The sequence below is a fragment of the Pseudomonadota bacterium genome, from assembly GCA_039815145.1.
Lineage (GTDB): Bacteria > Pseudomonadota > Gammaproteobacteria > Steroidobacterales > JBCBZW01 > JBCBZW01.
Genome location: JBCBZW010000020.1, coordinates 41,297 through 61,697, shown reverse-complemented (window position 1 = coordinate 61,697; position 20,401 = coordinate 41,297). Strand labels below are relative to the sequence as shown.

14 protein-coding genes and 1 tRNA gene are annotated in these 20,401 nt (G+C 66.4%); 6 read left to right on the top strand and 9 right to left on the bottom strand.

The features are described 5' to 3' along the window. From AAF184_07985 to AAF184_07960, 6 genes are all read right to left on the bottom strand, one after another. The coding region (locus AAF184_07985) for a filamentous hemagglutinin N-terminal domain-containing protein (GenBank protein MEO0422257.1) at positions 1–1,971 on the bottom strand (1,971 nt) is incomplete at its 3' end. Then, positions 1,968–3,662 (bottom strand): ShlB/FhaC/HecB family hemolysin secretion/activation protein, encoded by a 1,695-nt coding sequence (locus AAF184_07980; protein ID MEO0422256.1) that lies wholly within the window; start codon positions 3,660–3,662, stop codon positions 1,968–1,970. The genes AAF184_07980 and AAF184_07985, both read right to left, overlap by 4 nt. An 89-nt stretch (positions 3,663–3,751) precedes the next feature. Beyond that, complete coding sequence (locus AAF184_07975) at positions 3,752–5,506, bottom strand: caspase family protein (GenBank protein ID MEO0422255.1); 1,755 nt, start codon at positions 5,504–5,506, stop codon at positions 3,752–3,754. Positions 5,507–5,509: 3 nt separating this feature from the next. Further along, positions 5,510–6,451, bottom strand: coding sequence for a zf-HC2 domain-containing protein (locus AAF184_07970; protein ID MEO0422254.1), 942 nt, complete (start codon positions 6,449–6,451; stop codon positions 5,510–5,512). 6 nt (positions 6,452–6,457) lie between these two features. Next, on the bottom strand, positions 6,458–7,327 hold the full coding sequence (locus AAF184_07965; protein MEO0422253.1) for a sigma factor-like helix-turn-helix DNA-binding protein: 870 nt from the start codon (positions 7,325–7,327) through the stop codon (positions 6,458–6,460). 240 nt (positions 7,328–7,567) lie between these two features. After that, positions 7,568–8,044, bottom strand: a complete 477-nt coding sequence (locus AAF184_07960) for a MarR family transcriptional regulator (GenBank protein ID MEO0422252.1) — start codon at positions 8,042–8,044, stop codon at positions 7,568–7,570. 420 nt (positions 8,045–8,464) lie between these two features. Here AAF184_07960 and AAF184_07955 point away from each other — a divergent pair, with 420 nt between their 5' ends. The 3 genes from AAF184_07955 to AAF184_07945 all read left to right on the top strand — a co-directional run bounded on the left by AAF184_07955 (position 8,465) and on the right by AAF184_07945 (position 13,536). Then, positions 8,465–9,760 (top strand): ribonuclease J, encoded by a 1,296-nt coding sequence (locus AAF184_07955; GenBank protein ID MEO0422251.1) that lies wholly within the window; start codon positions 8,465–8,467, stop codon positions 9,758–9,760. A 192-nt stretch (positions 9,761–9,952) separates the two neighbouring features. Next, positions 9,953–12,499, top strand: a complete 2,547-nt coding sequence (locus tag AAF184_07950) for a hypothetical protein (GenBank protein MEO0422250.1) — start codon at positions 9,953–9,955, stop codon at positions 12,497–12,499. Between the two features lie 8 nt (positions 12,500–12,507). Continuing rightward, positions 12,508–13,536: a hypothetical protein gene (locus tag AAF184_07945; protein ID MEO0422249.1), complete on the top strand. Its 1,029-nt coding sequence runs from the start codon at positions 12,508–12,510 to the stop codon at positions 13,534–13,536. Here the strand turns inward: AAF184_07945 and AAF184_07940 are convergent. The 3 genes from AAF184_07940 to fusA all read right to left on the bottom strand — a co-directional run bounded on the left by AAF184_07940 (position 13,530) and on the right by fusA (position 17,972). After that, complete coding sequence (locus AAF184_07940; GenBank protein ID MEO0422248.1) at positions 13,530–15,104, bottom strand: hypothetical protein; 1,575 nt, start codon at positions 15,102–15,104, stop codon at positions 13,530–13,532. The two genes, AAF184_07945 and AAF184_07940, sit on opposite strands and share 7 nt — an antisense overlap. A gap of 177 nt (positions 15,105–15,281) precedes the next feature. Continuing rightward, positions 15,282–15,857 (bottom strand): biotin transporter BioY, encoded by a 576-nt coding sequence (locus tag AAF184_07935; GenBank protein ID MEO0422247.1) that lies wholly within the window; start codon positions 15,855–15,857, stop codon positions 15,282–15,284. Positions 15,858–15,887: 30 nt separating this feature from the next. Next, positions 15,888–17,972 carry an elongation factor G gene (gene fusA, locus AAF184_07930; protein MEO0422246.1) on the bottom strand — a complete coding sequence of 695 codons (2,085 nt, stop codon included), beginning with the start codon at positions 17,970–17,972 and terminating at the stop codon, positions 15,888–15,890. Positions 17,973–18,469: 497 nt separating this feature from the next. Between fusA and AAF184_07925 the strand changes: the two genes are divergently transcribed. From AAF184_07925 to AAF184_07915, 3 genes are all read left to right on the top strand, one after another. After that, positions 18,470–19,663 carry a sulfotransferase gene (locus AAF184_07925; GenBank protein ID MEO0422245.1) on the top strand — a complete coding sequence of 398 codons (1,194 nt, stop codon included), beginning with the start codon at positions 18,470–18,472 and terminating at the stop codon, positions 19,661–19,663. 15 nt (positions 19,664–19,678) lie between these two features. Next, complete coding sequence (gene rraA / locus AAF184_07920) at positions 19,679–20,173, top strand: ribonuclease E activity regulator RraA (protein ID MEO0422244.1); 495 nt, start codon at positions 19,679–19,681, stop codon at positions 20,171–20,173. A gap of 110 nt (positions 20,174–20,283) precedes the next feature. Then, positions 20,284–20,368 (top strand) — tRNA-Leu (locus AAF184_07915). The last annotated feature ends 33 nt before the right edge of the window (positions 20,369–20,401 follow it).

Below are 20,401 nucleotides of genomic sequence, written 5' to 3'. Positions count from 1 at the left end.
GGCGTCGGGGCTCGCTTCCTCCAGAAAGCGCCCCGCATCGGTCACGATGGCCGCGTCGCCGGTCAGGCTCACCCGGTCCGCGTCCACCTGGATGTCGCCGCCGTCGGCATCGCCGAGGGCCGTGGCGCTGATGAGGCCGCCCTCGCCGATCTCCAGCGACCCCACCTCGATCACGACATCGCCGCCGCGCCCTGCCAGCGCATCGGACGCCACCACGGCCTCCACACCACCGAGTTGTGCCTGCAAGAGGCGCACCTCACTCTCGCTTTCACCGAAGGTATCGGCCGTGCCTTCCCCGAGACCCGCCAGCCACTCGTTGAACAGGGCCTCGTCGGTCGGCTCCCCCGCGCCCTCGATGCGCAGGCGATATGCCTGCAGCGTGAGGGTGCCGGCGTCACCGCTGCCGAGGGAGTCGGCGCGGATGCTGCCGCCGTCCAGGATGTCGATCCTCGGTGCGATCACCTGGGTGTCGCCGACGGAGCCGAGATCGGAAGCCAGTACACCGATCAACGAATTCAATAGGCCCGAGCTGCCTCGTACGGTGATGCTGTCTGTGGCCTCCACCCGCACGTCACCGCTGCGGCCCGGGCCCACGGCGCCGGACTCGATTCGGCCTCCGTCAGCCACCATCAGGCTCAGCGCTCGCACGGCGATGTCCCCTGCTCGGGCACTGCTCTGAGTCTTGCTGATGATGCCCATGTTGAAGCCGCTGAGCGGCGCCTCGTCCGGGATCGCCCCCGCCATGATCAGCGGACCCTGCACATCGATGTCGATGCGCCCGCCATCGCCGATGCCGCGCTCAGGACCCACGGTAGGGCGGGCAAAGCTGGCGATCAGCGTCTGCGGCCCCAGATGCATGCCGCCCGCGCCGATCCGATATTGCTGACTGCCGCCGGCACCGCTCGCGGCACCCGCCAGCACGATGGCGGCGCGGTCGGTCATCGTGAAGCGATCCGTCACCACGGTGAGATTGCCGCCGCTGCCGCCGCCACGCGCGCCGCTGCCGATCGCCGCGAAGCGCTCGACGGGCCCTTCCGGCGTGGGCAGATCGATCAGTCCGCCGAGGCTGATCTGCTCGCTAGCCTCCAGGTGCATGTCCGCGCCGTTGCCGGGGCCGAGGGTCAGGGATTGGATGCCGCCAGCGTCGAAGCGGATCTGGGGCGCGGACAAGCGGATCGCCGCCGCATCGCCAGGGCTCCAATTGAAGGAGTTGATGTTGCCGAGCGTGGTGCTGGGCAGGCCGTTGAGGTCGATGGTGCGGTTGGCCAGCAGCCACAGGGGGCCCGGGGTGCGGGCGCGGCGTGCCGGTGGCGGCAGCATGCCCGTGAAGGGGCTCACGCCCGCCACCAGTCCGCCTCCCTCGAAGGCGATTCGATCGGCCAGCAGAAAGGCGCCACCGTCCACTTCGAGGAGGCCTTCGACGCGAATCTCACCGGCGAGCGGAGCGCCGTAGTCGTGCCATTCGATCGGCGGGGCGGCACTCAAGTTGGTGAGGGAGCCGCTGGCCGGGAAGGCGGTGCCATCCGCGAAGAGGATGGCCTCACCGGTGCTGACCACCAGGCTACCGGGTACGTTGATGGTGGCGCGCTCGCCGAAGATCACCCCGGCCGGATTGAGCAGGAAGAGGTTGGCATCGTTGATCAGCAGCGCTAGCTGACCATCGATATTGCTCACCTCACCGCCCGTGACGCGCAGCAGCACGTTGGCGATCGTCGGCGCCCCGGTCAGGGCCAGGGACTCGCCCGGATCGATCTCGAGGCTGAGCAGGGAATGGAACAGATTGGCGCCGCGGCGCGTACCGAGCGCCTCATCGAGCAGGAACTGGGGGCCTTGCAGGGCGCGCGGCAGGGCATCTGGTGTAGTGCTGCCGTCGAGAATGACGTCGGCCGAGCAGAGCGCGGATCCAGTGCCCGCTACGCCTACCAGCAGTGCTCTAGCCAGCCAGTGGCGCGGGTCTGAGGGGTGCTTCATCGTGCCGTCCTGATGCTCAGATGAATACCGTTGTCCTGCAGGGTACCTCCTTCCGAGGAGGGGCGCGACGAGAGGGCCTGGCCTGCGTAAAGGGAAACGTTGACCCGTCGGTGCTCCCAGCGCAAGCCCGCGCCGACGCTCCACAGGGCGTCCTCCTGCTCATCGCCCACGTCCCACACGCGCCCTGCGTCGGTGAACAAGGCGAGGGCGAGGCGATGTTGACCGCGCTTGAACACGGGGATGCGGGCTTCGACGCCAGCGCTGATTCCGCTGTCGCGGATCAGTTGATTCTCCCGATAGCCGCGCACGCTGTTGATGCCGCCGAGGGTGAACGCTTCGAGGCCGAACAGCGGATCCGCCGCGAGCTGCACTTCCCCTCGCACCGAGAGCAGCGTGTCGCGCCAACGCAGGGTCCGCGCCCACTGCGTCTGCCCGCGCCAGGCCAGGAAGTTGCCGTCAGGCGCGCCGTCCTGGAGGCGGTCGGTGGCCTCGAGCAGGCCCGTGCCGACGCTGAAGGTGGAGCGCACGGCGATGGCCTGGCGCGCCGAGCGTCTCAGCCACGACTGCGAAGCGCGCACGATGCTGAGTCGGTAGGCGCCGTCGTCGCCACCGTCGGTGAAGGCGAAGGGATCTCCGAACACGAAAGCGCTGCTCGAGCGCTGCACGAGCGCGAAGCCTAGCAACAAGGATCGGTTGGGCGATGCGCGGCGGACCGGGACATCGAGGCGCATCTCGAAGGTGCTGGTACGCCCCGTGAGGTCCAGCGCATCGAAGGGCTCTTCGACGACTTCGCTCCAGCCCCCGCGAGCCGCGAGCACGAGGCGTGAGTGCCCGCCGAGGACTGACCTGGCGTAGACGCCCTCCGCGGTGAACAAGCCTTCGGAGGCGCTCAGGGTGGCGGAGAGGGAGTCTCCCCGCCCCGTGAGATTGAGGTGTTCCACGCTGGCGCTGGCGAGCACCCCGCCGAGGGACGGCGAGACGGCGTTGCCGAGTTCCCCGGTGAGGCGCCACGGGGAGCTCTCCCAGACCAACAGATCGAGTCGGGCATCGCCGCTGGCGGCGGGCGTGAGTGCCGCGTCCAGGCGTTTTATGCGCTCGTCGCTCTGCAGGCTCGACAGCGCGACTCGCAGGGTGTTGACGTTCAATGCGCCGTCCTCGGGGGTCGGCAGGCGGGCGCGCACGTACTCGGGCCGTAGCCGCCCGCTTGGATCGAGTGGAGCGCAAGCGCCATCGCGTGGCGGTGGCGCAGAGGAGGGCGTGAGCACGCGGATGCAGGCGTCGCTCTCGAGTACACCCTCGCGGACGCGTACCCGCAGCTCGCCCTGCGCTGCATAGGTGGTGATCAGCGTGACCCGTGTCGCGAGGTAGCCCGCGGTTTGGTAACGGGCGGCTACCTGATCGCGCAGGGTGATCAGATCAAAGGTGCCCAGCGTTCGGGATAGGTAGGGGCGTACCACGTCCTGCAGGTCGGCCTCGGTGAGGGCCTGGTTGCCCTCGAAGGCGATGCGATCGATCGTGACGAGCGGTTGATCGGAGTCTGCGATGCCGAGCGTGGGAAGTGGGGGGAGCACGCTGGTGCCGAGCGTAGGTGGCGGTTCGCTCAGGGGGCTGGGTGCTGGGAGCGGTGCGATGGCGCCGGGGTTGGCAATGGGGGACTCATCGGATGCGGCGTGGCTCGCAAGGGCGAGCATCAAGGCAAGAGAAGCTATCACCAAGTGTAGGTGGAAAGAGCGGCTGTGGACGGGGCGCGTCACCGATCCTTGGTGGTGCATGGGGGCTGCTAGTACCCGTAGCTCGTGAGGTGGAGGCTACGCTTGGCGCCCTCGCGCTCAGCGGCCTCGAGGAGGGCGTCGAGGCCCAGCCGTCCAGGCGAGTCGAAGGGAACCTCTTGCAGGGCCGCGATGCGCTCGAGTGCCTGGGGGACGTCGTCGAAGGCGATCGCCACCAGGAACTCCAGTCCAAACGGCGCAGCGATGGTGATCGCCTCTTCGTTGAGGCTCCGCGGCAGGCTGAGGGGCCGTTGTTGTTCGTAGCGTTCTGCCACATCTTCCTGGGAGGTGGGGTAGAGGAGGTTGATGTCGCCGAGCGGATCGATGTTGAACACCGCCAGGTGCGCCGGCCGGGTGGGAAAGACATCGAGCTGCAGATGATCGCGAAGCATTGCGTAGCTGCGGTCTGGACGGAGCTCCAGGCGCACGCCCGGCGCGCCGGCACTCACGCTCGCACGCGTGATGCGATTCGCCCAGGCGTAGCGCGTCAGGCGATCGACCAGCGCCTCGGGTCGGGCGACCGAGACCTCGGCCAGGAGCAGGTTGTCCCCCGTGCGCAGTTGCGCCTGCTCGCCGCGCACCAACACGAGGACGTCGGCAGACTGGTTGGTGCGCAGGACGATGTGATCTTCCGCACGCAGCGCGGGCAGCAACCTGGCCACATCCTTTTCGGGCCCGGCCACCCACACGCTCAGGGTGTCGACGGGCACTTCCCCGGCCCGATCGGCGATCAATCGGGTGGACTCGAACACCACGCGATCCTCGATGCTGCCGATCGACTGGCTGGGCAGGGGACGTCGCTGGGGCATGTGACGGTAGCGACGTGCGCTCATGAAACTGCGCACGGCGCTGTAGAGCTCGCTGTAGGAGATCGCGCCGTTGCGGTCTTCGTCGGCGATCTGTTCGAGCGTCAGGTAGCGCAGGAGCGCGTCGGTGAAGGCGCCGTGGGGGCGTGCGTCGAAGGTGGGAAAGCGAGACAGCATCGCCCGGCCGATATCCGTCGCCTCTTCGAAGGCGCTCGCGGCACCGATGAAAATTGCTCGCTCGTAGGTGAAGGGCCGCGCCGGGGCGCTGGCCGCGGCGATCGCTCGGGCTCGGCGTTCGGCCCGTAGCACGGGCGTCGCGCCGGCGAGGCGGAGATAGCGGCTGGGCAGGCCCGGGTCCAGCCCCTGGTCGTCGCTCCGGAGCACGCTTTCGGCGAAGCAACTGTCGATCATGACGGCGAGGAAGCGATCGCCGCGATCCAGGGCCTGGAAGCGCGGCCGTAGGTCGCGCTCACCTAGCACCAGTTGGGAGAGTTGCTCGTCGATGCTTCCCTGCGGCACGAAGTCCACGGGCACGAGTGCGCCCGAATCATCCGGCAGGGGGATGCCCGAGGTGAGATCGTAGTCGCTGGTGCCGTGTCCGCTGTAGTAGACCAACACGTGATCGCCCGGTGCCGAGCGGGTGAGGAGGGCATCCAACTCGCCGATGATCCGCGTCCGTGTCGCCTGACCGTCGGCAAGGGTGACGACGTCCGCTGGGTGGAAGTCCCACACGTTTATCAGCACTTCGCGCATCGCCCGGATGTCTTCCCGCGGCCCCTCCAGGTCACGGGTCGCCGGGTAGTCCGAGATGCCGATGAGCAGGGCGATACGGCGCACGGAGGCGTCGTCGATGGCGGGTGTCGCGGCGTCGGGAGTGAACGCGCGAGCACCCGTCAGCGCTGGGCAGAAGCCTAGCGCGATCGTCAGCCATAGGAGAGCGAAGCCGCGCACGGGGAACACGGCTCAGAGCGTCAGGGTGCTTAGCAAGGGGGGTACGCCGCGACACAGGGTGGCGGGTTCGTTCGCATCGGCACGCGTGCTCCAGTTGGCGAACAAGCGAGCGTAGGCATCGTCGGGCGTCAGGCGCGCGCTTTGCTTGGCGATGGCCGATAGCGTGTCGGTCGCGTCCTGCCAGAACGGCCGATCGACCCACGTGTCGGCACCTGCAGCGTCGAGCCCATCACCGCGCAGGGGCTCGCAGGCGAAGTGCATGAGCACGGCCCAGCGACCGACGTCCTGATGAAACTCCGTGATGCTCGCGCACTCACGCTCTGGAAGATCCTCGCACGAGAGGGCGGCGGCGGCGGAGAGCTCGCCGCGGACGGGCATCCACGGCTCCAGCGACGAGGTCACCGCGTCGAGGCCCTGCGCGACACCACTCGTCAGGGCCGCTCGCGCCACGCGCGTGCGCGCCGTGTCGGGCAGGCCGAGGCCACGGGCGCTGTACCCGGGGCGCCAGATCCACCCAGTCGCGGAGGGGCGGTGGCGCCCTTCCACCACGGCCCCGCGCAGGGTGGCGTAGGGGGCCTCCATGGTGCGGGTCCAGTCGGCCGGGCGGAGCAGCGGCTGCAGCAGGGTGGCGGTGGTCAGCAGCAGGGCGGCCGCGATGCCGAGGCCGCCCAGGCGTGTGAACAGGCGATGGCGTCTTGCCAAGGGCGCCGGGGCGGCGTCATCGATCAGATCTGCGACCTCGCTCAAGTGCAGCAGACTGCGGTAGCAGTGTGGGCAGGTTGCGAGATGCGCGCGTACCTCAGCGGCTTGGTCTGCATCGAGCTTGCCGTCGAACAAGGCGGCGATGTGCGTCTGCGGTGGGCACGGCGCGAGTGGCCTGGTCTCGGCGTTGGACCATAGGACGCCGAACAAGGCGAGTAGGCGTTGGCGAGGGCTGGGTGATGTGGGGCGCATGAGTTCCTACCCCTCGGTGTCGAAGGCTTGGACGACGTCGCCCAAGCGTTCGTGGAGCTTGGTGAGGGCGCGGCGATAGGTCCGTCGCACCTTGTGTTCGGGCAGATCGATCGCGCGGCCGATGGCGGCGAACTTCAGCCGCTCCAAGAAGTGCAAGCGCAGGACCAGCAGCTCGACATCGTCCAGCCCGAAGCGGTCACGACCCTGTTCCCGCAGGGTGCTGTCGAGGCGGGAGGTGCCGTCGCCGGTCAGCCCCTGGCCGGCCGGGTCTGACTCAGCACCTAGCAATGCTGCGAGTGCGCGCAGGACCGAGTCGTCCTCCTCACCGGTCACGCCGAGCAGCACGTCGTCCTCTCGTGCCAGGCTGTGCAGCGTCTCGGGGTCCACGGAGTCCGTCGCCAGATCTCCGCGCACTTCGCCGCAGGTGGGGATGCGCGCCTTTATCTCGCGCATGATCGCCTGCAGCTCCTGCACGTCGGATGGCTGGCCGCGGCTGAAGCGCTGGATGATCGCGGCGGGGTCCGCGCGCTCGAAGCAAAGCATGCGGTGCACGCCCAGCCACAGCTCGCCTGCGCGTGCCAGCCATGCTGGCGGCCGGGCTCGGCCTTCCGTCGTGCGCGAGTAGTCCTCGAGCAGGCGCTTGAATATGACTGTCAGGTAGGTGCCAGGGCGGCTGACCCCATCGTAGGCCTGAAGCAGCTGCCAGCCGTCGGCGGAAATCTTGTCGAGCGCGTAGTTGAAAGCGGCCTCCCCCTTACTCGAGCCTGCGAAGCGTCGCTCAGCGATACGTGTCAGTTGATCCACCCACTGCTCATCGGGGTCGAACACGAACGCTTGCCAGTCAAACGCTGGCCTGGACGGATCGGACTGGCTCACGGCCGCTTCCTGCACTGAGCGTTGGCGGCCTCACCTGGCCACCAGCCTGGACTGCTCGGGTCCCGGAACGCCGTGCCCTCTCCGTTCGCGGGTGGGGTACGGACCGGACGAACGGAACCGACATCCCCACCCTGGCGGTGGGGATGGTCGGCTCCGATGGGCTACATGGTGCCCGAAGCTGCCGCTAAGTGCGGCCTCGGGGAGGCGGGGCGGGGAAGGGAAGAGGGCACGGCGCGGGCGTTAGGAGGCGCCGACCGCTCGGGGGACGGCTTCTTCGTCGTCGTTCTCACCCATCGTGCGGGTCAACTGCTCCAGCGCTCCGCGCAGCTCCAGGAACGCGTCCTCGCTGAGACCGGTTTGGCATTCGACGGCACTCTGGATCGCCGCCACCTCATCCTGGAGGGATTGGCCCTGGGCGGTGAGGACGATGCTGATTCGCCGCTCGTCAGCGCTGCTGCGATCCCGCCGCAACAGGCCCATCTTCTCCAGTCGCTTGATCACCGGCGTCAGGCTCGCGGAATCGAGGCTGAGTCTCTCCGCCAGGGATTTCAGGGCGATGCCGTCCTGTTCCCAGAGGGCGAGCAGCACCAGGTACTGGGTGTAGGTGAGCCCGACGTCTGCAAGGCGTCGCCGGTAAGCGCGCACGACGGAATTGGTGGCCGTATAGAGCGCGAAGCAGAGCTGATGGCTGAGCAGTAAGTTGTTATGTCGTGGCATGGGGAGACGTTAGGCCTTCGTTTTATGAGGTCGCAAGGTGCGTTGCAGCAATCGGGGATGACCACTCGCGACGAGGCGACAGACACCCCCCAAAGAGGTGTGACCGCAATCGTCTCATCGGGTTCGCCCGAATCCTCAGATGTTCATCGCGGCTGAAGCGTCGCGTCATGCCCGGAATCGCCCCGGGGCACGGACGCTTGCGGGCGTCTGGTGTTCGCTCCGGCGGCGAGGCTACTATCCCCGGGTCAGGACGCCCCGATCACCATCACGGACGATAGCCATGAAGCGAATATCGTGTCTGCTCAGCGCCTTGCCGTGCTCCGGCGAGGGCGCTGATTGAGTACGTCCAGCACCAAGAAGCTCATCCCCACCGAGCGAGATCTCTGGTTCTTGCCGCTCGGCGGCACCGGTGAAATCGGCATGAACTTCAATCTCTACGGCCACGATGGACGCTGGCTCGCGGTGGATTGCGGTGTCATGTTCGGCAATGAGCACGTGCCGGGGCCCGCCGTGCAACTGGCGGACCCCGAGTTCATCGCCACCCGCCGTGACCAGCTCTCAGCCATGGTCATCACACACGCCCACGAAGATCATGTAGGGGGTGTCGCCTGGCTGTGGAAGCAGCTGCGCTGTCCCATCTACACCACCGCCTTCACCGCGCAGGTGCTGCGTCGAAAGCTGGCGGAGGTCGGTCTACTGGATCAGGTGCCGATCACCGAAGTCGCGCGCGGCGCCCGCGTGGCGATCGATGTCTTCGACGTGCAGTGGGTTGGACTCACCCACTCGATACCGGAGCCCAACGCGCTCTTCATCCGCACCCCTGCTGGCAACATCTTCCACACGGCAGACTGGAAGCTGGACCCGGACCCTGTGGTGGGGCAGGCCTTCAGTGAACAGGCCTATCGCGAGCTCGCCGCCCAAGGCGTAAGCGCGATGGTATGCGATTCCACCAACGCTACCTTGCAAGGGCATTCGCTATCGGAGGGTGAGCTCTACGAGGGCCTGTACCGCGCGGTGAATGGCGCGTCGGGACGCGTGGTGGTGGGCTGTTTCGGCAGTAACCTGGCGCGCCTGCACACGTTAGCCCGAGTGGCCAAGAACACCGGCAGGGCGATGGGGATGCTGGGTCGCTCCTTGTACAACATCACCTCTTCGGCACGAGCCGCAGGGTTGTGGGGCGTCGAGCAGAAGCTCATCGACTCCTCGGCGATGGGGTATTTCCCGCGCAACGAATTGCTGGTGGTCGCGACGGGCAGTCAGGGCGAGCCCAGGGCAGCCCTCTCGCGCCTGGCGACCGATCGCCACCCGGACCTCTCCTTGGACGAAGGCGACACCGTGGTATTCAGCTCCAAGGTGATACCTGGTAACGAGCGCTCGGTGGAGCGGTTGGTCGGGCGCCTCGAGGACATGGGGGTGCGCGTGGTGATGAGCGAGGATGCGGAGCTGCCGATCCACGCGTCGGGACACCCGGGGGCCGAGGAACTGCGGCGAATGTACGGTTGGGTGCGCCCGCAGATTGCGATTCCGACGCACGGCGAAGAGAAACACCTCAAGGCCAACGCGGCGATCGCCGACGATTGCGGTGTGCCGCGCCAGCTTCTGGGCGCCAACGGCGATCTTTACGTCATCGCGCCCAAGCCCGGCGTGCGCCGCGCCGCGGCCAGAACGGGACGTTTGGGTGTCACCCCGAAGGGCTTGTCCGCCGTTGCTACGTAGAAGGCGTCGCGGCCGGTCTCCAGCCTTTGCAGGGCGGGCCCTGACGCTGGTGGACTCGATCGCGAGCCGGGGGATTGGACCCAAGGTGCACCGCGTCGCTATGCTCTAGGGGTTGAGCCCTATTCGAAAGGGGTTTGGCCCCTTCTTCGAGCGTCGGGGATGCGGTTTGGCACACGCCCAGCGGAGTGTTCCGTGGACCAGCTGGACCTACTGAAAAAAGTACTTCGCCTGCCGCAGCACTGGCAGGTGGTAGACGTCGAGGCGGACGAAGAGACGCGCCAGCTCACGGTGAGTCTGCACTTCGTGCGTACGCGGCGACGCTTGCTCGGCGGCGAAACCAACGCCTGCGCCCGCTGCGGCCAATCCCTCGCCCCTACGCCCGCCAGCCGCTACATCCAGCTGCGTCACCTGCCGCTGGCCGATTGGCAGGTGAGCCTGCGCCTGCCGGACGCGACGACAGGGTGTGCGGACCGGGCCTGTCCCGCCGCGGCCGAACTGGCTGAGCCGGGAACTCGAATCACCCATGCGTTGGCGAGCCGCATCGTCGCCCTGTACACGGGCGGTGCATCCTTCGTCACCACAGCTGCGTTGCTCGACGTCGAGGTTGCGGACGTCGCCGTCGTGCTCGCCGCTCGCGGCATGCCCGTGGATGCCCTGACCGGCGAGATCGCCTTGGTGGAGGGTGAGGGCGCTGAGTCGCCCGCCGTCGATGCTCTCGCGCAGGCTGTGCCCCTCCCATCGCCACCATCGGAGGTCCCAACGGCCGCCGATTCGAGCGAGCCGGCACCCCTGAACGTGGATGAGCAGGAACCCGACGCCGCACTCCCACCGATAGCGGCCTCTGTGTCCGAGGTGGAGTTGCTCACGGCGGAGCCACCGCAGGATGAGGAAGAGCTCGGCGCGCTGGAAGCACCGGCACCGTTCTCTGCGCCACCCTCGATACCCGTGCCCCAACCGGTGCCGACCAATACGCTGCTGGCGGCCGATGAGGCCGAGGCGCAGGCCGTGTTCGATCGCGCTATCGAGGGCGAGACCGACGCCCTCGCGCACGCGTCGATCGACGAGCACACGCAGACCGGCGCCACGCTGATCGAGGATGAAGGCGCGCCCGCGTTGCCGGCCGACGGCATGGACGCGGATGCTGCGGCGGCTGAGGTCGAGGGGCAGGCCGACGCTCCGGTGGCGAACGAGCACAGCGACGAGATCGTCGAGGCGAGCGAAGCCCCAAGCGACGATCAGGATCAGGACGACGCGGATGTTCCCGTCGCGCCGATCGCCGTCGGGCAGGCGTTCGAGCCGCGGCGGGAGGTTGATACCGCGGGCGAGTCTGAGCCCGAACGCTCCGCAGCGTCGGCCGAAGACACGGCCGACAGCGACGCGCCGTCGGGCGACGAAGCCAGCGACGATGCGGAGCCGACGCCGCTGGCCGAGACCGCATCCGGGTCGTCAGGTGTCGACGGGGCCGATACCGCCGCGATTCCCGTGTTGCCCGTACGCGCTCAGGTCCCCGAACTCCCGCCGGTCGAACATGCCGTGTGGGTCGCCCTGCTACGCGGCGATTTCACCCTGGAGACCAGCGCGCTGGCGCTGCAGATGCTCCTCGCTCGCCTGCGCCAGTTCGTGCGCACCAGTGCGGATCAGTCTGCCGTGGCCGCCGCCGCACGAGTGCTACACAAGCATCTGGGGCAGAGTGCTCAGCGCTACGCCGGCGAACGCGCACAACTGCTCAAGGCCGCGGCGGCTCCCGTCGAGGAGGCGGCGCCAGCGGAGGCGGCCACCGCGCACGACGCCACCGTGGTCATCGATGATCCGAGCCTGATTCCCACCTTGCAGCCGCGCGCTGCTGCGCCCGCACCTGCGCCGCCCACGGTGCCGCCGGTCGCGGACCCCGTGTGGGCACAGCTGGTCACCGGCGAGCGACCGCTGACGACCTCGAGCGTGGCGCTGAAGATGATGCTCGAGCAGATCAAGCGCTCGGTGCAGAGCGACACCTCCGACGCCACTCGCCTCGCGGGCGTGCGCTTGCTGCACACCTTCTTCAGCAAGACCGCGCGCCAGCTGACCAACGAATTGCGACAGTTGCATGAGGGCGCAACGACCCAGCAGGTTGCGGACGACGTGCCGCCCGCGAACGGCGCGGACGAGGGTGCAGCGCCGGTGGAAGCGGTGCCGGTGGTGCAGCCTCGCATTCCGCCCGAGACCTCGGCGAGTTGGCAGGCGCTGCTCGACGGCAGCGTGGTGCCATCCCAGGAAGACCCGGGCTTGAGCATGCTGCTGGAGAAGGTGAGACGTGTGACCAGCCAGGGCGAGACGTCCGGCGAGGTCATGGCAGCTGCGGCGCGCGTCCTGCGCCGCTACCTGGCGCGCTACGCGCGGCGCCATGTGGATCTGTTAGCCGAGTTGAATTCCCTCGATCTATCCACCACCACACAGCAGCGCACGAGTCGACTCGCCCGCACGTGGCGTGGCGGTGGTCGGCGCGGCGCGCCGATAACGAGCCCGGGCAACGCCGATGTGCCGCCGGTTGACGACCCGGTTTGGCAGCGCCTGATGGATGGCGACTTGCTGCTGGAGACCGATGCCTTCGCCCTGCGCATGATGCTCGAGCGCATTCGACGCTCGGTGCGGCGAGATCCCAGCGAAGGAAACCGTCAGGCAGCTGCCCTGCAGCTGCGCGACTATTTTGTGAAACACGAGCGCGTCCATCGCGCCGAGCTGCAACGGATCAGGGCGGCCTGAGGAGTAGCATGGACCCAGCACAGCGCACCGCGTCGCCCGTGAGCGAAATCGATTCCCGTCTCGCCACCGTGGAGGAAGTCTCCGCCGCGATCAACGAGGGGCGGATCCTCTGGCTCGCCGGCGATGAGAACCTGCTCGCCGCCCTGCCGAAGGGGCGATGGATCGGAGGCTCGATCCCCTATTTCATGACGCGCGAGGGGGGCAACATCTCCCGCGACCGTCTGTATGTTCGCGAGCTTGACCCGGCGATCGCCGAGTCGATTCAGATCCGCTTCTACGACGGTGCGAATATCGATCGGGTGGCGGCCGACTCGCCGGAGTCTGGCCTGACGGTCCTGCTCATTCCCGCCAGCTCCGAGACCCACCTGCGCTATGCCCGCGAAGCGCCGGACTTCGAGGACATGTTCTTGAAGCCCGTCGTGGGCTGGATCACCGGCGTGCACCTGGACGATCTGGGCAGCGTGCGCCCGAGCGTCTTTAACGGCGTACTCGGCAGCCAGTCCTACGACCAGGCGGTGGTGATGCATATCACCCTGCCGGCGGGGCGCTACGCGGAGGTGGGTATCGTCAATACCTTGCGCCAGGGCGATGGCGATGAGTTCGAATTCAAGGAGACCGGCTTTGCCGTCAAGGACTGCCTGGTCAACGGCGTGCAGTGCAACTTCTACGACTACATGAAGGAGCACGAGATCGACACCCGCTACCCGCTGGTCGCGGACTACTCGGGCGCGATGATCAACGTGTCCTTCCAGGAGCTGAACGACACTGACCGCACGGTGCAGCTGTACGCCCCCGTGTTTGCCGGGGTGAAGTACCGCATCGCCTCACCGCTGCACAACTACGTGGAGGACTTCACCGCGGCCGTTCCCGAACTCGAGGGCGATGCGGTGTTCTCGTGCAATTGCATCCTCAACTTCCTCTACTCGGAACTCGAGGGCAAGCGCACCGGCGAGATCACCGGCCCCATGACTTTCGGCGAGATCGCCTACCAGTTGCTGAACCAGACGATGGTATACGTCACCGTTCGCAACTACTGAGACTCCCTGCTCTGCGAGGACTGCTGCGCATCTTCCTGCGGCGTGACTGACACGAGGTAGGTAGTCTTCGAGGCGACTGTACGCCCCCCAATTTGAGCGGGCAAAAATACCATGCTGTCGGACACGGCTTCGCTCAGGGGAAACGTCGCGGTTCCGGTAGCGATGCTCAGCGTACTCACCTTACCCTTTGCATCGACCGTCGCCTTGAGTGATCGGAGCTCATCGAACTCGGTGCAATTCGAGCGCTTGCCGGTCCTTGCTACGCACATCACCTCGCTCATGGCCCTTTTTATCCAACTCTCGCCGGTAGCACTGAAGACCCCTTGCGGCGCCAGATACTCGTCCGCGAACTCGGTCTCGGTTGGCCCATGATGGAGCCACATCTTGAGTTTGCAGGGCTCAAAATCGCCATCGCACTCGGCGGCAAGCTGTACTTGAACAACTACGGACTTGTGCTTTCGACCGACCTGAGCTGGTGAGAACTGCATAGCATCAAGCTTACGGCTCAGTCGCCAAAAGAGACTTCGGTTCGGGCCGAGCTCGCCGTTCGTCGTCGAAAGCGTACCCTCCCAGCACTCTCTACCGTTCACTCGGCCGGTGTCTCCAACCGACAGCACGCAATAGAGCTTCATGTAGCTCGGCGCCTTGATGCCGAGAGGTGCCTGCATCGTGTAGAGATATGTCTCGGCGCCATGGGACGGCAGGGCGGGTATCCCGCAGTTCGCCTCCATGGCGACCGAGTGTCGAAGCGCGGAACAGACGCTCCAGGACGTTTCGTTTTCTTCAGGTGGCGGCCGCGGATCGTCAGCCTCAGAATTCTGTTCGGGTAGGCGTATCCAACTAACGCGCTGTTGTGTGATCGCGCGTCCATCTTCGCCCGACTGCGGTATCTGACAATCCAGATCAGGTAAGCGAGACCCCGTGAGGGGAGGTGTCATGCAGAGGGGGCCAGACGGTGCTTCCGTGCTGCCGATCATTGACAGTAGGGGCAACACGCTAGCGATGCGCTCCCCAACGGCATCATGAGCTGGCAGGAACCTCGTCGACATTACGGCCTGTGCTACGGCCTCGTGCATCGCCGAGGGCAGGCGCTGATGCGACCCTCTGGAGAGCCCGACTTCCTGCACCGTGCCACGATGATCGATGTGCGCGATGGGTGTCAGAGCGAAGAGGGTGTTCTCCGTGCAGTAGGAATGGGTCGAGGTGCCTTTGGCGCATGCGGGACCGTCGAGGAGACGATCCACCCAGGTTTGCCCGTCCTGTGTGATCTCCTGAGCCGTGGTGTGCGCTGTGAACAAATGGTCTTGGTTGCGATACAGCCCGTCTATCACGGTGACGGTGCAGTCGGACGACGTGGCGCAGCTGTGCTCAATGTGTAGGCTGACAACGCTCCAGGTTCGCACATTGCCGATCGAAGTCGGTTCGAAGCGAGTGCTCTTGATCGCTCGCTGGGTGGCACTTACGAGCTGCCCGACGCCGAGGTTGCTGCCAGGGTAGACCCCGCACTTTTGGAATTTGCTTCGCCCTCTGGGATTGATCAGCGCCTGGCAGCTGGTCGATGCGCTCACCGAATAGCCCTTTGGCAATTCGCGTGCGATGTACGCTCTCAGAGTATCTAGTCGCGAGGGGTGTGCGTATGTGGCTGAGGGTTGGCCCCGAACGGTGAAGGGTAGCGTGAGGCAGATCAACAACATCATCGATCCAAGGGTGGCGGGGCGATGATGTACGTCAGCCATAGTGAATCGCTATGTGGGTAGTAGGAAGCTCGGCACCCGAAGTCGCGTACGGATCTGACGCCAGCCCCAGAGCAGCAGGGCAGCAGCCGCGGATTTCGCCAGGGCGCCGATCAAGAAGGGTTCGACGCCTCTCTCGAAGGCGTTGACATAGCCTATCGTATTCGAGAGCTGCCACCACCCTCCGGCCAAAATTATTGCGTGTGCCAGGAGGGCGCCTACCACGAGGGTGGGGAGGCCTTTGAGGGATCGTCGGGCGGGCCAGAAGCCCATCAGGCCAGCACCGGCAATGAATCCCCACAGGTAACCGGCGGTGGGGCCAGTGAGTCGTGCCCAGCCGACGCCGTCGTCAGCGAACACGGGTACTCCTGCTACGCCGAGGCCCAGGTACGCCAGCACTGCGAATACGCCGGCGAAGGGCCCGAAAAGGCCCCCGACGACCAACACTGCCAAGGTCTGCAGCGTTTGCGGGATGGAGGTGCCGGGGAGGGAGAGTTGCACCTCGGCGCCGCCCGCGATGAGGGCGGCGCCGAGGGCTATCGACAGTACCAGGCCCAGAAGAGGGCCCAGCACGAGCTTACCGAGCATGCCGGCGGGCGCCGGTCAGACCCGTGAGGCTCAGGATGCCTTCTTGCGCTCGGCGGCTTCGGCGATGATCGTCTCGGCGACGTTGTTCGGGCACGGTGCGTAGTGCGCGAACTCCATCGAGAACTGGCCGCGACCGGAGGTCATGGTGCGCAGGTCACCGATGTAGCCGAACATCTCCGACAGGGGCACGTCAGCCTTCACGCGCACACCGGTCGGGCCGGGCTCCTGGGACTTGATCATGCCGCGGCGACGGTTGAGGTCACCGATGACGTCACCCACGTGATCGTCCGGCGAGAACACGTCCACCTTCATGATCGGCTCCAGCAGTTGCGGGCCAGCCTTCGGCATGCTCGTGCGGTAAGCCGCCTTAGCTGCGATTTCGAAGGCGATGGCCGAGGAGTCCACCGGGTGGTAGTTACCGTCCAGTAAGGTCACCTTCACGTCGAGCATGGGGTACCCGGCGAGCGGGCCCTTATCCAGGCTGTTTGCGAAGCCCTTCTCGATCGCCGGCCAGAACTCCTTCGGCACGTTACCGCCGGTGACCTTGGAGGCGAACTCGAAGCCCGTGCCTTGCTCAGCCGGCTCGATCGTGTAGTCGATCTTGCCGTACTGGCCAGAACCACCGGTCTGTTTCTTGTGGGTGTAGCTGTCTTCGATCGCCTTGGTAATGGTCTCGCGGTAGGCCACCTGCGGCTTGCCCACGACCACTTCCACGCTGTGCGTACGCTTGAGGATGTCCACCTTGATATCGAGGTGCAGCTCGCCCATGCCCTTCATGATCGTCTCACCGGACTCCTCGTCCGTCTCGACGCGGAAGGAAGGGTCCTCGGCGATCATCTTGCCAAGCGCGATACCCATCTTCTCGGCACCGGCCTTGTCCTTAGGCGCCACGGCGATAGAGATCACGGGATCCGGGAACACCATCGGCTCGAGCGTCGCGGGGTTCTTCTGGTCCGCCAGCGTATGCCCGGTCTGCACGTTCTTCATGCCGATGATGGCCACGATGTCGCCGGCCGTGGCCACGTCGATGTCCTCACGCGAGTCCGCGTGCATCTCCACCATGCGGCCGATGCGCTCGGTCTTGCCGGTGAAGGTGTTGAGGATCGTGTCGCCCTTGGAGATCTTGCCCGAGTAGATTCGGGTGAAGGTCAGGGCGCCGTAGCGGTCGTCCATGATCTTGAAGGCCAGGGCGCGCAAGGGGCGCTCCGGGTCGACGATGGCAAACTCGCCCGTCTCGTTACCCTCGAGGTCCACTTCCGGCTGAGGCTTCACCTCGGTCGGGCTCGGCAGGTAGTCCACCACGGCATCCAGCACCAGCTGTACGCCCTTGTTTTTGAACGAAGAGCCACAGTAGGTGGGGAAGAAGTCGAGGTTGATCGTGCCCTGGCGGATGCAGCGCTTGAGCGTGTCCAGGTCGGGCTCTTCGCCTTCCAGGTAGGCACCCATCACGTCTTCATCCACTTCGACGGCGGTTTCCACCAGCTTCTCGCGCCACTCCTCGACGAGCTCCTTCATGTCCTCCGGCACATCCTGGATTTCGTACTTGAGCGGATCGCCCGAGTCGTCCCAGATCCACGCCTTGCGGGTGAGCAGATCGATGACGCCCGTGAAGTTGTCCTCGATGCCGATGGGCAGGGTCATGACCAGCGGGTTGGCGGCCAGCACGTCTTCCACCTGCTTCACCACGCGGAAGAAGTCGGCGCCGACGCGGTCGAGCTTGTTCACGTAGATGATGCGGGAGACTTCCGAGTCGTTGGCGTAGCGCCAGTTGGTCTCGGACTGGGGCTCCACGCCGCCGGAGCCGCAGAACACGCCGACGCCACCGTCGAGCACCTTCAGGGAGCGGTACACCTCGATGGTGAAGTCCACGTGCCCCGGGGTGTCGATGATGTTCAGGCGAAGGTCGTTCCAGAAGCAGGTGGTGGCAGCGGACTGAATCGTGATGCCGCGCTCCTGCTCCTGCTCCATGAAGTCCGTCGTGGCCGCACCGTCATGCACCTCACCGATCTTGTGGATCTTCCCGGTGAGCTTGAGGATTCGCTCGGTGGTGGTGGTCTTGCCGGCGTCAACGTGAGCGAAGATGCCGATGTTCCGGTAACGGGTGAGGTCTGTCATGGTTTTTCTCTGAATACGGTTAACCGCCACGCCCTGAGCTTCCTTTTCTAAGCTCGCGTGTCGGTGTCGGGAGGCGGCCTTTGGTCCTGTCGGCCGGACGACGGCCCCGGGTGCTGGATGGGCCCAAGCCCCGGCGTGGGCGGTGGGTCATCTCTAGCGCGGGGCGAAGTTTAACGTCCCCGCGGTGGCTTGCAAGCAAAGCGGTACCGCACTGCTTGGCAAGGCCACCAGGATTGGGTGACGATTATGACGCAGCGCACGATCTGGCGTCGAGCGGGCGCTCCTTCAAGGGTCGGGCTGCGGGGGAGTCAAGAACGGTGCGCAGGTCGCTGCGAAGTGCGCGCCCATCCGGTAAAACCAGACCCTACGGGAGGGAGTGTGCGACCGTGTGTCGCAGGTGCGGCGCATTCCCCGAGATGGCCAAGTAGTCACTGGTGTTCGGCTGATCTTTACCGCAGACTGCCGCGGTTCGTCGACGCCTAGGAACCAGAAGAACAATGGCAAAACGCGAACTTGCGCGCGATGCGGGGCCCTTCGATCCCGCCGAATTGATCGAGTCCGCCCGCCGTGAGGCAGGCGTGGAGGACGCGTCCTACCTAGACACGCCCGCCTTCCAGGCCCTCTGCGACGGCCTCGCGGCATCCGCCGACCAGCTCCACTTCATCGGCCGCCGCCGGGCCCAGCGCATGGTGCTGGAGACCCTGGTCAAGCGGGTTCGTCTGCAGGAGTTCCAGCGGCGCTTCCCCGAGATCGGCGAGGAGCGGGTGGAGAAGCCGATCTTCCTGGTCGCCCCCTTCCGTACCGGCACCACCTTCCTGCACCGCCTCCTGGCGCGAGACGCCACCGCGCGCACGCCTCGCCTGTGGGAGGCCCTGCAGGCGCCGCCGGCCGAGCCTGAGTATCGCGGGGAGCTGGCCTATTTCGAGCAGGACTATCGCGTCGAGCAGGCCCGCAAGTACATCGAGGCGCGGGAGAAGTTCACGCCCGAGCTGGCCACCATTCACCCCTCGGGGGTCGACGTGCCGGAGGAGTGCTTCGGCCTGCTCGAGACGGCCTGCATGTCTCACTCCTTCATTTTCTACGGCCCCTGCGACGGCTACCTCGATTGGCTGGATACCCGCCCCGCGGACGAGTGGGTGACGGCCTACCGCACCTACGCGGATCAGCTTCGCCTGCTCCAGTGGTGGTACCCCGGTGAGCGGTGGGTGTTGAAGACCCCGTTCCATATGTGGGCGGTCGACGCGATTCTGGCCGTATTCCCCGATGCGCTGATCGTGCAGCAGCACCGTGACCCGGTGAAGTGCGTGGCCTCCTACTGCAGCCTGACCGCTGCCGCCCACGGCCCGATCATGACCAAGGTCGACCCCATGAAGGTGGGGGAGCTGGCGCTGCGCTACCTGCGCGATGCGCTGGCGCGGAACGTCGAGGCGCGCCGTCGCTCGCCCGCCGACCGCTTCATCGATATCGACTACCCCGATCTGATGGACGATCCCATGGCCTGCGTCGAACGCGTCTACGCCGCGGCAGATTTGGAGCTCTCCGATGAGGCCCGCCAGGCCATGCAGGGCTACCTCGACCAGGAGCGGGTGAGCCACCCGTCACGCCGTCACGCCTACTCGCTCGCCGACTACGGCCTGGACGAGCGGGCCGTGGCCGACGCCTTCGCCGACTACTCGGCTTTTGCCCGCTGATCGGCCCCGTCGATCATGACCGAACAGGACTTCGCCACTGCCGATCTGTTCGACGATCACGGGGATCGTCTGCAGATCGCCCTCCCGCTCTTCCGCGACTACGGGGGCCGCGTGCGCTTTCATGGTGCGATCAGCACGGTGAAGGCGCTGGAGGACAACTCCCGCGTTCGCGAGGCGGTGAAATCGCCCGGCGAGGGTCGGGTGCTCGTGGTGGACGGCGGCGGGTCCCTGCAACGCGCCATGCTGGGCGACATGCTGGCCGCCGACGCGGTGGCCAACGGTTGGGCGGGCGTGCTCATTCACGGGTGCATCCGCGATAGCGCCGCCATCTCAGGCATGGCGCTCGGGGTCAAGGCGCTCGGCACCTGTCCGGCGAAGACCGACAAGCGTGGTGAGGGCCTCGCTGACGTTCCGGTCCGCTTCGCTGGCGTGACCTTCGCGCCTGGCGCCTACCTGTACGCAGACGAGGATGGTGTCGTCGTCGCGGAGGGTGCCCTGCACGAGGCCTAGCGGCACCAGTTCCGTCGCCCGCCCCAGGTAGGCAGCGTGTTACACTGGTGGATCGCTACCGGGTCCCCGGAGCGGTGGGTGTCGGTGCAAACCAGCGCGCCCCCCGAAATGCGAAAGTGGCGGAATTGGTAGACGCGCTGGATTTAGGTTCCAGTGGGGTAACCCGTGAGAGTTCGAGTCTCTCCTTTCGCACCATCCTCCAACCATCACCTCACTGAAGGAAGCACA